This is a genomic window from Streptomyces sp. NPDC057900, from assembly GCF_042887885.1.
GTDB lineage: Bacteria > Actinomycetota > Actinomycetes > Streptomycetales > Streptomycetaceae > Streptomyces.
Map to the genome: position 1 here is coordinate 60537 of NZ_JBHVOI010000006.1, position 12089 is coordinate 72625.

11 protein-coding genes are annotated in these 12089 nt (G+C 70.7%); 8 read left to right on the plus strand and 3 right to left on the minus strand.

Going from position 1 to position 12089, the window contains the following annotated elements:
• Positions 1 to 278: 278 nt before the first annotated feature.
• Both ACFVQ0_RS23080 and ACFVQ0_RS23085 read left to right on the plus strand, forming a co-directional pair.
• The gene (locus ACFVQ0_RS23080; protein WP_390090863.1) at positions 279 to 671 is read left to right on the plus strand and encodes a hypothetical protein; all 393 of its coding nucleotides are present in this window, start codon (positions 279 to 281) and stop codon (positions 669 to 671) included.
• Between the two features lie 156 nt (positions 672 to 827).
• A complete protein-coding gene (locus tag ACFVQ0_RS23085; protein WP_390090865.1) occupies positions 828 to 1091 on the plus strand; it encodes a hypothetical protein in 264 nt (87 codons plus the stop codon).
• A gap of 108 nt (positions 1092 to 1199) precedes the next feature.
• Here ACFVQ0_RS23085 and ACFVQ0_RS23090 read toward each other — a convergent pair whose 3' ends face one another.
• Complete coding sequence (locus tag ACFVQ0_RS23090; RefSeq protein WP_390090867.1) at positions 1200 to 4214, minus strand: BTAD domain-containing putative transcriptional regulator; 3015 nt, start codon at positions 4212 to 4214, stop codon at positions 1200 to 1202.
• Between the two features lie 275 nt (positions 4215 to 4489).
• Between ACFVQ0_RS23090 and ACFVQ0_RS23095 the strand changes: the two genes are divergently transcribed.
• Together ACFVQ0_RS23095 and ACFVQ0_RS23100 are read left to right on the plus strand one after the other, a co-directional pair.
• Positions 4490 to 5854: a helix-turn-helix domain-containing protein gene (locus ACFVQ0_RS23095; RefSeq protein ID WP_390090869.1), complete on the plus strand. Its 1365-nt coding sequence runs from the start codon at positions 4490 to 4492 to the stop codon at positions 5852 to 5854.
• A gap of 77 nt (positions 5855 to 5931) precedes the next feature.
• On the plus strand, positions 5932 to 6858 hold the full coding sequence (locus ACFVQ0_RS23100; RefSeq protein WP_390090871.1) for an ornithine carbamoyltransferase: 927 nt from the start codon (positions 5932 to 5934) through the stop codon (positions 6856 to 6858).
• An 88-nt stretch (positions 6859 to 6946) separates the two neighbouring features.
• Here the strand turns inward: ACFVQ0_RS23100 and ACFVQ0_RS23105 are convergent, their stop codons facing one another.
• Both ACFVQ0_RS23105 and ACFVQ0_RS23110 read right to left on the minus strand, forming a co-directional pair.
• Positions 6947 to 7159: an MbtH family NRPS accessory protein gene (locus tag ACFVQ0_RS23105; RefSeq protein ID WP_073739256.1), complete on the minus strand. Its 213-nt coding sequence runs from the start codon at positions 7157 to 7159 to the stop codon at positions 6947 to 6949.
• Between the two features lie 167 nt (positions 7160 to 7326).
• The gene (locus tag ACFVQ0_RS23110; protein WP_390090873.1) at positions 7327 to 7608 is read right to left on the minus strand and encodes a hypothetical protein; all 282 of its coding nucleotides are present in this window, start codon (positions 7606 to 7608) and stop codon (positions 7327 to 7329) included.
• A gap of 261 nt (positions 7609 to 7869) precedes the next feature.
• On the opposite strand from ACFVQ0_RS23110, the gene ACFVQ0_RS23115 reads away from it, so the two are divergent.
• Genes ACFVQ0_RS23115 through ACFVQ0_RS23130 form a run of 4 tightly spaced genes read left to right on the plus strand, consistent with a single transcriptional unit; the run spans position 7870 to position 11991 of the window.
• Positions 7870 to 8322 (plus strand): cobalamin B12-binding domain-containing protein, encoded by a 453-nt coding sequence (locus ACFVQ0_RS23115; RefSeq protein ID WP_390090875.1) that lies wholly within the window; start codon positions 7870 to 7872, stop codon positions 8320 to 8322.
• The gene (locus ACFVQ0_RS23120) at positions 8319 to 9716 is read left to right on the plus strand and encodes a methylaspartate mutase (protein ID WP_390090877.1); all 1398 of its coding nucleotides are present in this window, start codon (positions 8319 to 8321) and stop codon (positions 9714 to 9716) included. Before ACFVQ0_RS23115 ends, ACFVQ0_RS23120 begins: the two co-directional genes overlap by 4 nt.
• The gene (locus ACFVQ0_RS23125) at positions 9713 to 10729 is read left to right on the plus strand and encodes an asparagine synthetase A (protein WP_390090879.1); all 1017 of its coding nucleotides are present in this window, start codon (positions 9713 to 9715) and stop codon (positions 10727 to 10729) included. Before ACFVQ0_RS23120 ends, ACFVQ0_RS23125 begins: the two co-directional genes overlap by 4 nt.
• Positions 10726 to 11991: a glutamate synthase-related protein gene (locus ACFVQ0_RS23130; protein WP_390090881.1), complete on the plus strand. Its 1266-nt coding sequence runs from the start codon at positions 10726 to 10728 to the stop codon at positions 11989 to 11991. Before ACFVQ0_RS23125 ends, ACFVQ0_RS23130 begins: the two co-directional genes overlap by 4 nt.
• Positions 11992 to 12089: the final 98 nt, after the last annotated feature.

The following is a 12089-nucleotide window of genomic DNA, read 5'->3' on the forward strand; positions in this document are numbered from 1 at the left end:
ATCAGGATTCGGGCCCGTTGTGCACCGGCGTCCGGCCCGATGGGCCGCCGCCGTCGAATGGTTTGGTTACCACGCCTCTGTCTCCCGGATATCGCATCCCCTGCGGATCACCACGGATCCCTGTCTGATCGGAACGGGGTCATCATGCGGCCACCGATTACCGCTGCGTTCCCTTGGCGAACGAGGGAACGGGAAGGAAGCGGGAACGAAATGGGAGGGAACCGGGAGCCCGTACGGCGAAGGTGGCCGGGAAGTTGTCTGCAGTAAGGAGTACTCAAGTGAAGGACCCCAGGGATCGCTCCCCCGACGGGACGGAGCTGCGCCAGGCCTTCCAGGACCTGTCCACCGTGGAACGGTGGGCCGAGCACGTCGCGTCCGGCGCCCATTCCCACCCGTACAACACGCCGGAGTCCCTGGAGGGCCCCCAGCTGAGCGTCGAGACCAGAACCGAGGACGGCATGCACACGGTGGCGGGGATCGAGGCGTGGCCGCCCGGGGGTGACGGCGGAGTGGCCGTCCTGGACGAGACGGAGCGTGCGGTGCTCCGTTCCTTGGTCAGATCGCTGCTCGACCTGGCCGGCCACGAGTCGGGAACCGCCCGTACCCGTGTGGTGCTCACGCCCGTCGGCCCCCGCGTCGCCGCCTGCCAGCTGGAGCCGGACAGGGCCTAGGGCCCGTCGTCCGCAGGCAGTTCCTGCCCCGTTCCTGCGGCAGTTCCGGCGGCGGTATCGGGGCAGGAACGGACCGGGAACGCCGGTCAGCAACATCAGTGGTGTCGGGAAGCGGAACACCGCAAAAACCCACAAACACCACTTAGGGGCGGGACCATGGGACACAAGCTTGCTGGGCTCTTCGGGATCATCGCGGCGACGCTGGCCTTCGGTATCGGCGTGACCGCCGAAGCCGGACAGACGCACAGCCCCCGGAGCACTCAGCAGGTCGTGGCCGACGACAAGGGCCCCACGGTGATCGGCACCCACACACTCGCCGACGACAAGGGCCCCACCGTCATCGTCGCCACCCCGAACGACGACAAGGGCCCCACCGACACGACCAACGACGACAAGGGCCCGACGTCCCCCGCGATCTGAATCCCGCATCTCGACAAGCGCGCCCCGCACCGGAGTCACGGTGCGGGGCGCGGTGCTGTCCGGGCGTCGATCGATACGCGTCGTGCGACAGCCGTCGTGCGTCGGCCGTCAGCCGCGGCGGTGTTCCGCCGGCACACCCAGCGCGGCGAAGAGCTTCTCGGCCTCGGCCCGGTACTGGACCGCGTCGGGCGTGTCACCGAGGGCGTCGGCCATGCCGGAGAGGGCGTACGCCTCCTCGATGCGGTAGCTGAGGGACGAGGAGAGGTCATGGGCATGGGTGTGCAGCGCGAGCGCCGTCGTCGTGTCGCCCTGGCGCCGGCGCAGCCGCCCCACCATGTTCTCGACCTTCGCCCGGCGCAGGGGAGAGGAGTTCGTCCGCATCAGGTCCAGCGCCCGCTCCGCCTGGTCCGGCTCCCGGGGAGGCCGGCCCAGCAGGTCGTCCACATCGGCGGACAGCGCCAGGGTGAGGGCGAGGTTCACCTCGTTGCCGGCGTCCCCGTACAGCGCGCGGGCCTCCACCAGGCAGCGGTCGGCCTCCTCGTAGGCACCCAGACCGACATGGGCGAAGGCGAGATCGGTGATGGCGCCGGGCAGACCCTCGTGCTGCCCCAGCTGCCGGCTCAGTTCGGCCGACCGCTGGGCCGCGTCCCGCGCCTCCTCGTACCGCCCCCACTGTTCGTACAGCGTGCTCAGGATGGTCAGGCTCTCCGCCTCCGCACGCGGCATGCCCAGGTCCCGTTCGTGCGCGATCGCCGTCTCCATGTGGCCCAGGGCCTCGGAGAAGTCACCGAGCAGGCTGTTGAACTGGCCGAGGATGCTCTCGCTGTGGGCCTGGGTGTGCAGATCGCCGAGCTGGATCGCCACGTCCCTGCTCTTCCTGGCGGCTTCGAGCCCCTCGGTGAGACGGCCCAGTTTCCAGCAGGCGACGCCGAGGTTGGAGAGGCTCACCCCGAGCAGCGCCAGATCCTGCAGCCGTCCGGCCGCGGCGACCGCGACCCGGCTCAGTTCACCGAACTCCTCCAGGAGACCGAGGTCGTTGAGCTGGAAGACGAGATTGCGGGACAGACACACCACATAGCGGTCGTGGCCCTTGCGCTCCGCCAGCGTCACGGCCGCGAGGAGCGCGGTCTGCTCGCGCAGGAACCACTTGCGCGCCCGCTCGGCCGTGCCGAGGTCGGGCAGTTCGGCCGTGGAGGGCGGGATGCCCGTGCTGCGCCGGCGCCGCCCGGAGTACAGGAGGTCGCACGCCTCCTCCGTGGCGGTGAGGTAGTAGCTCAGCAGCCGCTCCACCGCGTCCGAGCTCTCCGCGGGCTCGGCGGACTCGACGAGCAGGCTCTGCGCGAAGCTGCGGACCAGATCGTGGAAGGTGTAGAGGCCGATCTCCGGCTGCTGTACGAGATGGACGTCGAGCAGCATCTCCAGCAGGTCCTCGGCGTCCCGCGCGCCAGCCCCGAGGAGCGCACCGGCCGCGTGGATGTCCATGTCGCTGCCCGGATGCAGGGCCAGCGTCGAGAACGCGTTCCGGCACTCCTCGTCCAGGGCCTGGTAGGACAGGCGCAGAGTGGCGGAGACGCTGCGGGCGCCGGAGCTGAGCTCGTCGAGTCTTCGGGTCTCGTCGCGCAGCCGCTCCGCCAGGTACTGAAGGGTCCAGCGCGGGCGGTTGCGCAGCCGGGCGGTGGCGATCCGCAGGGCGAGGGGCAAGTGGCCGCAGAGACGGGCGAGTTCGGCGGCGGCCTCGGGCTCGGCGGCGACCCGCTGGGCGCCGAGGGTCTCGGCCACCAGCATCGCGCTGTCCTGGGGCGGCATCACACCGATGGAGATCCACCGCGCGCCGTCCAGATCGACCAGCCGGGCCCGGCTGGTGACCATGATCAGGCTGCCGGAGGAGGCGGGCAGCAGCGGGCGGACGGTGGCGGCGTCCGCCGCGTTGTCGAAGAGGATCAGCAGTCGCTTGCCGATCAGGGTGGCCCGCCACAGGGCGGTGCGGGCGGGTACGTCGTCGGGTATGAGGCCGCCCGGCACGCCGAGCGCCCGCAGCAGGGTGTCGAGGGCCATGCCCGCGGTCACCGGCTGGTCGCCGGGCGTGTACCCACGCAGGTCTATGTGGAGCTGGCCGTCCGGGTACTGGGGTGCCAGCCGGTGCGCCGCCCGCACAGCGAGCGAGGTCTTGCCGCAGCCGCCCATGCCGTCGATGGCCACGATCTGCGGGCCCTGTCCACCGCCGTCCTCCGCGGCACGCTGAATCTCGGCCAGCTCCCGGTCCCGCCCGGTGAAGTCGGAGAGGTCGTAAGGGAGGGTGCTGGGCGGTTCCGCGGTCAGTATCACCGGTGCCACCGGGGCGGCCGCCGGGCCGGGGCCGGCGAGCTCGGGGCTCTCCCGCAGGATTCCCTCGTAGAGCTTGGTCAGATTGGGGCCGGGGTCGATGCCCAGTTCCTCGACGAGGAGCTCGCGGACCTTTCCGTACTCCTCAAGGGCCTCCGCCTGCCGCCCTGACCGGTACAGGGCGATCATCAACTGCCCGCGCAGGGACTCGCGCAGCGGGTGCTGCTGGACCAGTTCGCGGAGTTCGACGACGAGTTCGGCGGCCTCACCCAGGCCCAGGTGGAGTTCGAAGAGCTGTTCCGCGGCGGTCAGCCGGCGCTCCTCTATGGAGGTCGACGCGGCCGCGATGACCGGACCGCCCCCGCCGGACAGAACAGGCCCCCGCCACAGGGCGAGGGCGCCGCGCAATATCTCCGCCGCCTCGGCCGCGCGGCCCTCGGAAGCCGTCTGCTTCGCTTTCCGTATCAGTAGGCCAAATTCAGCCAGATCGATTTCGCATTGCTCGTCCGCGACGCGATAGCCGGGCCCATCGGTGAGCAGGACGTCGGCGCCGCCGGGTATCCGCCTGCGGAGATCCGCGACCGCCTTGCGTACTTGGTGCGGTGCCGTCGGCGGCGGTTCTTCGTCCCAGGCCGCCTCGACCAGACGCGAAACCGGAAGTACCTTTCCGGGCTCCAGGAGCAGCGTGGCCAGAACTCGCTCCTGGATGACTCCCCCCAGCCGGAGCCGCGTCCCGTTCGACCACCCCTCGATCGGGCCAAGAATGTTGAAGCGCAGCCGAACCTCTTCCGCTGTTGACACGCATCCTCCCCGTCAGCTCTGCCCACCCGCAGCTCTACCCAGGCGCGAAGTGATCGTAGCCCCTGCGTGAAGGAAGTCGCGGTACCGCACCGGGAAGACTTCGGGAATGGCTCGATGGACGCTGTTCATCGACGGCGGACCTTCACCGTCGCGGAGAGTACGGAGCGTGAGCGGGCCGGAAAGATCCCGGTCCGGGGGGCGCGTTCCGGACAGTCCTTGGATGCCGGACAACCGGCTATTGCCTTTCTGATCGTGTGGAGACCGAGGAGACAATGATGAATTCCCAGCCTGCACACGGGCTTGACGTTCTTCTGCAGAATGCGCGCAGACGGGCCGGGCTCACTCAGGAACAGCTCGCCGGGCTTTCCACCGTGAGCGTCCGGGCCATTCGGGACCTGGAGCTGGGGAGGGTTCAGCACCCGCGCAGGGAAACGCTGAAGCTTCTCGCCAATGCCATGCGACTGAGTGACACCCGACGTGTCGAGCTCGAACTCGCCGTCGATGCGAAGGCGGTCGGCCGTGTTTTCCAGGACAGTTACGGGGCGGACCTCGCCACACCGCCCCCCGCGCTGCGCCCGCTGATCGGCCGGCGCCCCGAACTGGAGGCGCTCACCGCCCGGTTGAGTACGGATCACGAGCGGCTGCTGACACTGGTGGGTCTGCCGGGAGTGGGAAAGTCCCGGCTCGCCCAGGAAGCCGCGTCCGTCATTCACACCAGGGACCGGGTTCCGGTCCTGTGGGTGAGTCTGGACGACCCGGCCGATACCGCGGAAATGGGCGACGGCAGCCCGCAGTCGACCGTCGCCGGCTGGGTGCGCGCACTCGTCCGCGACGGTGGGGAATTCGAGGAGCTGGCCACGCTCATCGGGTCCAAGGAGACCCTCATCGTCCTGGACGGTCACGATGCGTCACCGAATGTCACCCCTCGGCTGCTGAATCTGCTGCGAGCCTGCGACCGCCTGAAAATACTCACCACCTCCGACCGGCCGGTGCAGCTGCCCGGCGGGCGGCTGCTGCCACTGGCGCCGCTCGCGGTACCGTCCGCCGCGGAGCTGGCCGGCGAGGTGGCCGGTGACACGCTCGTCTCGGACGTGCCCGCCGTCGAGCTGACGCTCTCCCATGTCAGCTACGCACGGCCCGACTTCCTCCCCACGGACACGGTCGTCACCACCGTCGCCCATATCTGCCGGGCGCTGGACGGGATGCCGCAGGCACTGGAGGGCGCGGCGTCGTGGCTGCTCCTCTACTCGCCCCAGCAACTCCTGGACATCGCCCGCACCACTCCGCTGGTGCTGCTCGACGGCGTCACCCCGTCCGATCCCGCCGCCGGTCCCACCCTGAGCGAACGGCTCACCGCCGCCGTGACCGGACTCGCCCCGCGGGCAGCCGCTCTGCTGCGCACACTGGCGACCCTGGAGGACCCGTGGACGGTGGACGGCGCCGCCCGCGCCTGCGGAACCCCGCTGGCCGGGACCGCCCGTGACGTCCACGCCCTGCTGGTCCATGGCCTGATCCGCCGACTGCCCGCCACGGCGGGCGACCCGGTCGGCTTCACGGTGCTCAACCTGGTCCGTGCGGTGCTCACGGCGCAGGACAGGGAAGCTGCGCCCGCCGCTCTCGTCTCCGCGTCGGCCCGATGAGCCGGGCAGCCCCGCCCGCCCGGAAGCCCGGCCCTCCGTCCCACCCCGCTCCCGCCCTCACGAAAGGCACCTCACCCATGCGCAACCTGATCTCGCTCGCCGACCTCACCCCCGCCGAGCTGGACCAGCTGGTCCGGCGCGCGGTCTCGTTCGGCCGCGACGGCATCGTGCCGAAGCCGCTGGCCGGACGCCAGGTCGGCCTCTACTTCCGCAAGTCCTCCACCCGGACCCGTACCTCCTTCTGGAGCGGGGCGACCCGGCTCGGCGCCGACGTGATCACCTTCGGCCCCAACGAACTCCAGCTCACCACCGGCGAGACGGTCGAGGACACCGCCCGGGTGCTCGGGCAGTACCTCGACGCCCTCGTCGTACGCACCAACGGGGACGCGGACGAGATGCGGCGGCTCGGCAGCAGCGAGGACCTCGCTGTCGTCAACGCCCTGAGCCTGGACGAGCACCCGACCCAGGCGATCGCCGATCTCGCCACGCTCACCGAACGGTTCGGCTCGCTCGACGGCCTGCACCTGCTCGCCGTCGGCGAGGGCAACAGCTCCGGTGCCGCCCTCGCGCTCGCCGCCGCGCTCACCCCCGGCCTGCGCCTCACCCTGCTCTGCCCGCGGGGATACGAGGTGCCCAAGGAGACCCTGGACCTGGCGGCCGAACTCAGCGGCGGCAAGGCCCTGGTCGACCAGATCGTGACGCCCGACGAGGTGCGGGGCCCGGTCGACGCGGTGTACACGAGCCGCTGGCAGACCATGGGGGTGACGAAGGAGAACCCCGACTGGCTCCGCGACTTCGACGGCTTCCAGATCAACGCCGGCTTCCTGGCGCGCTTCGGCGGCCCGGAGACCGTCTTCCTGCACGACCTGCCCGCGGTCCGGGGCGAGGAGGTCACCGACGAGGTGCTCGACGGCCCGGCGAGCCTGGCCTGGCGCCAGGCCCACCACAAGATGACCGCCGCCGCCGCGGTCCTGGAGTGGTGCGTCACCGGCTCCCGGGACTGACCGCCCTTTTCGCATCATGAGCAGAAAGGGCGGGTGCGAGACGCTGTACGCGTCTCGCACCCGCCCTTTCCGTACGGGGGCGACGGGATCAGCCACCCATCGCCGCGACGACCGAACGCGGCCGCATGTCCGTCCAGTTCGCCTCGATGTATTCGCCGCACTCCTGCTTGCTGCCCTCGTCCTTCACCAGTTCCCAGCCGGCCGGCTGCTGGATCCGGGCCGGCCACAGCGAATACTGACCCTCCTCGTTGGCCAGCACCACATAACGGCCCTGAGAGTCCTCGAACGGGTTGGTTGCCATGATTTTTCACCTCGGGTCATTGGGATATCGGGTCTGACTGACTGCTTCGTCGCCTGTTGTTCTGTCGTCGCGGTTGTTCCGTCGTCGCCTGTATCAAAGGCTAGGAGCCGCCGACCCGTTCGCCGGGCAGAAGCCCAGGCAGATCGGCGGCACCACGCCGCGCGGGATCAGGCGGGCACACGGGCCGACTGGTGCGCGTACGTCAGGGCGACCCCGGTGGCCACGGTCGCCGCACGCACCGCGCCGAGCGCCTCGCGCACCAGCTCGGACCGCTCCGCCGGCATCGCCTCGAACCCGGTCTGACCGGCACGGACGATGTTCACCGCCGCTTCGAGCACGGCGACCTGGGCCTCACCGAGCGCCTCCCGCCGGTCGACCTTCTCCCGAACCTGTGCCAGGACGTCCGCGAGCACGTCCGCCGCCCGGACGCTGTGGCCGGTCTCTGCCATGTCATGACTCCTCGGTCGTTCGCCGGCGGTGTGCACAGGGCCGGGCGCTGAATTCTGCGGGCGCAGTCCGGCCAGTCTCACGCCCCGCCACCCGCCCGGCACGGCGCTGTCGGTCAACTGCTGCTGTCCTGCCGCCCAGTTGCCGCCGGTCACGCCGGATTCGGCTCCGCGGCGAATCTACGTTGGTGACCGAAAGGAAGTTCAGGCCACGTCTGGACCTCTTTCTCCCCCTGTCATCCAATGATGTGGACGAAGCGAACAATGAAGCCTGCGGAATGGGCGGCTCGTCATCGATCCGGGCCGCTGGATGTTGTTGTCACCGGACTGCCATCCGATGCGCACACCTGGAATCTCATCTACATCCAATTGCTGCTCGAAGACCTCGGGCACAAGGTCGTCAATCTGGGTTCCTGCGTGCCCGAGGACGAGATCGTCGAGTCCTGCTGCAAGTTCCAGCCCGACCTGCTGGTCGTCAGCAGCGTCAACGGACACGGCTTCAACGACGCCCAGCCGCTGATCGGGGCCATCCGGTCGCGCTGGGAGCTGACCGGTCTGCCCGCCGTCATCGGCGGCAAGCTCGGTGTCGCGGGCGGCGGGGAGAAGGAGGCCGACGTCCTCAGGAGGGCCGGGTTCGACGCGGTCTTCCAGGACGGCGTCGACCTCACCGCCTTCGAGTCCTACGTCGGCTCACTGCCCAGGGAGGTGGAACGATGACCTCGCAGACCCTCGCGGCACCCCCGGACAGCCGCACCACCGTGCACCGGCGCCCGCTCTCCTTCGGCCGCTTCGTGTCCGAGGCCCAGGACCGGGGCGCCCTGGTCGTACAGCCCCGCATGGGCTTCTCCGGACCCGCCCTGATGCGGGCCGGACTGCTGGCCACCAAGGGCGCCGCGGACGCGGTCGTCGGCACCATGACGATCGACAGCTACACCCGGGTGAGCGACGAGGCGTCCGCGGTCCGCGCACTGAACAGCGGCGTCCCGCTCAACGGGTTCCCCATCACCTCCTACAGCCCCCACACCTCGCACTGGGTCCTGGACGGTGTCCGGGACGCCGGATTCCCGGTCCAGATCCGGCACGGCTCCGCACGCCCCCAGCGCATCGTCACCGCACTGGCCAGGCTCGGCCTGGACGCGACGGAGGGCGGCCCGGTCTCCTACTGCCTGCCCTACGGCCGCACCCCGCTCCTGGACTCCGTACGCAACTGGCAGGAGAGCTGCGAGTTCCTGGCCGGTCTGCGCGCCACCGGCGCCGAACCGCACCTGGAGACCTTCGGCGGCTGCATGCTCGGCCAGCTCTGCCCGCCCGGACTCCTCGTCGCGATCAGCGCCCTGGAGGCACTCTTCTTCCACCGCGCGGGACTGCGCAGCATCTCGCTCAGCTACGCCCAGCAGACCAACGCCGCGCAGGACCGCGACGCGGTGCACGCGCTGCGCCGGCTGGCCGGGGAGTTCCTGCCGGACACCGACTGGCACATCGTCCTCTACACCTACATGGGTCTCTACCCGCAGACCCGCAGCGGTTCCCTGGACCTCCTGGAGCGCTCGGCCGAACTGGCCGTGGAGACCGGGGCGGCCCGGCTGATCGTGAAAACGGTCGCCGAAGCACACCGCATCCCGACGGTGGCGGAGAACGTCGAGGCACTGCGGGTCGCCGCCCGCGCCGCGTCCCGGCACCGGGCGGCGGCCGGTCCCGGAATCCTGCCGGACCCGCCCGCCGCCGCCGACAACGCCGTCTACGCGGAGGCCCGCGCCCTGGTGGAAGCCGTGCTGAACCTCGACGACGACCTGGGCCAGGCGCTGCTGAAGGCCTTCGCCCGCGGCTACCTCGACGTCCCCTTCTGCCTGCACCCCGACAACGCGGGCCGATCCCGGAGCCGCATCGACGGATCCGGCCGCCTCACCTGGTCCGAGATCGGGGCGATGCCCCTGGGGCCCGTCCGCGACCGGGGCCGGCGGCTCACCGCCGCCGGACTCTTCGACGCCCTGTCCTTCGTCCAGCGCAGGCACGACCGCACCCTTCCCCCGTCCCACTCCCGCACCCCGCTTCCCCCGGCGGCCCGTCGACCGGCGGCCCATCGGCAGCACACCCAGGAGGTAGCACCATGACCAGCACGAGTGCCGAGCCCCGCGTCCGCCTCGCGCCGACGTTCCCGGTCTCTCCCGACCAGCACCTGATGGCCGAGACCACCCGGGCAACCCTGCGGGTGCAGAGCCGCATGCTCGCGGCCACCCGCGCCTTCCTGACCGGTCAGGGGTTCCAGGAACTGCTGCCGCCGGTCATCGGACCGGTCACCGACCCCGGCATCCGGGGCTCCAAGCAGGTGGACATCGACTTCTACGGCCACAAGTACAAGCTGATGACCAGCGCGATCCTCTACAAGCAGGCCTCCCTGATGGCCTTCGAGAAGATCTTCTACATCGCGCCCAACGTGCGTCTGGAACCCCTGGAGACGGCCGTCACCCACCGCCATCTCGCTGAGTTCCACCAGATAGACGTGGAGATCCGCGACGCCGGCCGCGAGGACGCGATGGAGCTGGCCGAGCGGCTCGTGGCGTATGTCGTCGACGAGGTCGTCCGCGAGATGCCCGGCGACCTGGAGCTCCTGGGCCGGGACCGGGACGCGTTCCGGGAAGTGGTCCGGGGGGCCTTCGCCCGCACCACACACCAGGAGGCCACCGCGGACCTGGTGGTGCTCGGCCACCCGCAGGACCCGGGCGCCGAGATCGACTGGGAGGGGGAGGAGATCCTCTCCGCGAAGACCAGCCGCCCGTTCTTCGTCGTCGACTACCCCAAGGGCTCGCGCGGCTTCTACGACCAGGAGGACGCGGAACGCCCCGGAATCCTGCGCAACTTCGACCTGATCGCCCCCGAGGGCTACGGCGAACTGGCCAGCGGCAGCGAGCGCGAACACGACTACGCGGCCCTGGTCACCCGGATGCGCGAGACCGGCGAGAACCCCGCGAAGTACGGCTGGTACCTCGACCTGGCCCGCCGGGGCATCCCCGCCAGCTCGGGCTTCGGCATCGGCCTGGAGCGCTTCACCCGGTACGTCACCGGACGCACCGCCGCCTGGGAGGCCAGCGCCTACCCGAAGCTCCCCGGAGTGGTGTCGGCATGAGCGTACTGAGCGCCGAAGGCTTTCCCGAGGAACAGGTGCGGCACCGGGCCAGAGCCGGAGCGGCGGCGGTCTTCCCCGCCCTGGAGTCGTACGGCAGCAGCCTGCTGGGCGCGATCCCGGCCGGCCACGACCCGCAGGACCTGCTGGAGCGGGCCAGGATCGTCCCCCCGGTATTCATGCCGGAACGGCTGAAGAAGCTCATCGACCTGGCCCGTGAACCGCTCTACACCGATGTCGAACTCGGCACGTCCGTCGGCGGCTTCACCTCCCGGCTGCCGTTGTACGTCTCCGCGTTCGGCTCGACCCAGGTCGCCAGCCACGACCTGGGCGAGGCCGCCGGACGCCAGGCCGGACAGCTCGGCATCCCGATGGTCATCGGGGAGAACGTGGTGCCGGTCAACGGCTACCGCGCCGCCTCCGACTCCGGGACCTCCCCGCTGCTCGGCCGGATCGCCGCGTACACCGCCGCCGCCGACGACGAGCACGGCGGCGTGGTGGTCCAGCAGTCCACGGAGGACGCGGACGCAGAGGTGTGGAACCTCGTCTACAGCGACCCGGTCTCCGAACCGCTGCTCGCCACCGGCCGGCTCGCCTTCGAACTCAAGGTCGGCCAGGGAGCGAAGCCGGGACTCGGCGGACTCACCGTCCTGGGCCGAGAGGCCGGCGGCAGGGTCGCGGAACAGTACGCCATGGACCCGGTGTTCGGCCCGGACAGCGAATCCGTCCTGCGGATCAGCAGCCCCGGCACCTTCACGGAGGAGATCCTGCGCCAGCAGATCCGGCTGATGCGCAACAACTTCCCCCGCGTGAAGGTGTGGGTGAAACTGCACCCCGGGCGTGACATCGCCCTCGCGGCCGCCACCGCCTGGGCGGCCGGCGCCGACTCCGTCACGGTGGACGGCGCGGAGGGCGGCACCGCCTGGGCGCCGACCGGCTTCCTCGGCCAGGTCGGACTCCCGCTCGGCGAGTGCCTCACCCGCATCGGGCCCACCGACCACTGCCTGCTCGCCAGCGGGCGGATCTGGGAGGGCGGCAGAGCCGCGAAGGCCCTGGCGCTCGGCGCCCGCGCCGTCGGCCTCGGCCGGGCCGCGCTGCTCGCCGTCGACGAGGACGCCGACACCGGGCTGGTCCGGCTGGCCGAGAGCATCGCACTGGAGCTCCGGCTGCTGATCAGCTCCGTCGGCAAGTACCACGCGAACGCGCTGGAAGCGGACGACATCCTGCTCCCCGCCGACGCGGCGGCGGCATCCCGCACCGGCTGACTCCCCGCCCCGCCGCACGACTTCGCATCAATCCGCACGTCATCCACCGTGGCTCCGTCGGTCTCCCGGCACGCCGCGAGACCACGAGATCCGAGCTA

Bases quoted from the DNA above. Each gene is read 5' to 3' on its own strand.
- ACFVQ0_RS23085 (WP_390090865.1), top strand. From the start codon at position 828: ATGGGACACAAGCTTGCTGGGCTCTTCGGGATCATCGCGGCGACGCTG.
- ACFVQ0_RS23095 (WP_390090869.1), top strand. From the start codon at position 4,490: ATGAATTCCCAGCCTGCACACGGGCTTGACGTTCTTCTGCAGAATGCG.
- ACFVQ0_RS23100 (WP_390090871.1), top strand. From the start codon at position 5,932: ATGCGCAACCTGATCTCGCTCGCCGACCTCACCCCCGCCGAGCTGGAC.
- ACFVQ0_RS23105 (WP_073739256.1), bottom strand. From the start codon at position 7,159: ATGGCAACCAACCCGTTCGAGGACTCTCAGGGCCGTTATGTGGTGCTG.
- ACFVQ0_RS23110 (WP_390090873.1), bottom strand. From the start codon at position 7,608: ATGGCAGAGACCGGCCACAGCGTCCGGGCGGCGGACGTGCTCGCGGAC.
- ACFVQ0_RS23115 (WP_390090875.1), top strand. From the start codon at position 7,870: ATGAAGCCTGCGGAATGGGCGGCTCGTCATCGATCCGGGCCGCTGGAT.
- ACFVQ0_RS23120 (WP_390090877.1), top strand. From the start codon at position 8,319: ATGACCTCGCAGACCCTCGCGGCACCCCCGGACAGCCGCACCACCGTG.
- ACFVQ0_RS23125 (WP_390090879.1), top strand. From the start codon at position 9,713: ATGACCAGCACGAGTGCCGAGCCCCGCGTCCGCCTCGCGCCGACGTTC.
- ACFVQ0_RS23130 (WP_390090881.1), top strand. From the start codon at position 10,726: ATGAGCGTACTGAGCGCCGAAGGCTTTCCCGAGGAACAGGTGCGGCAC.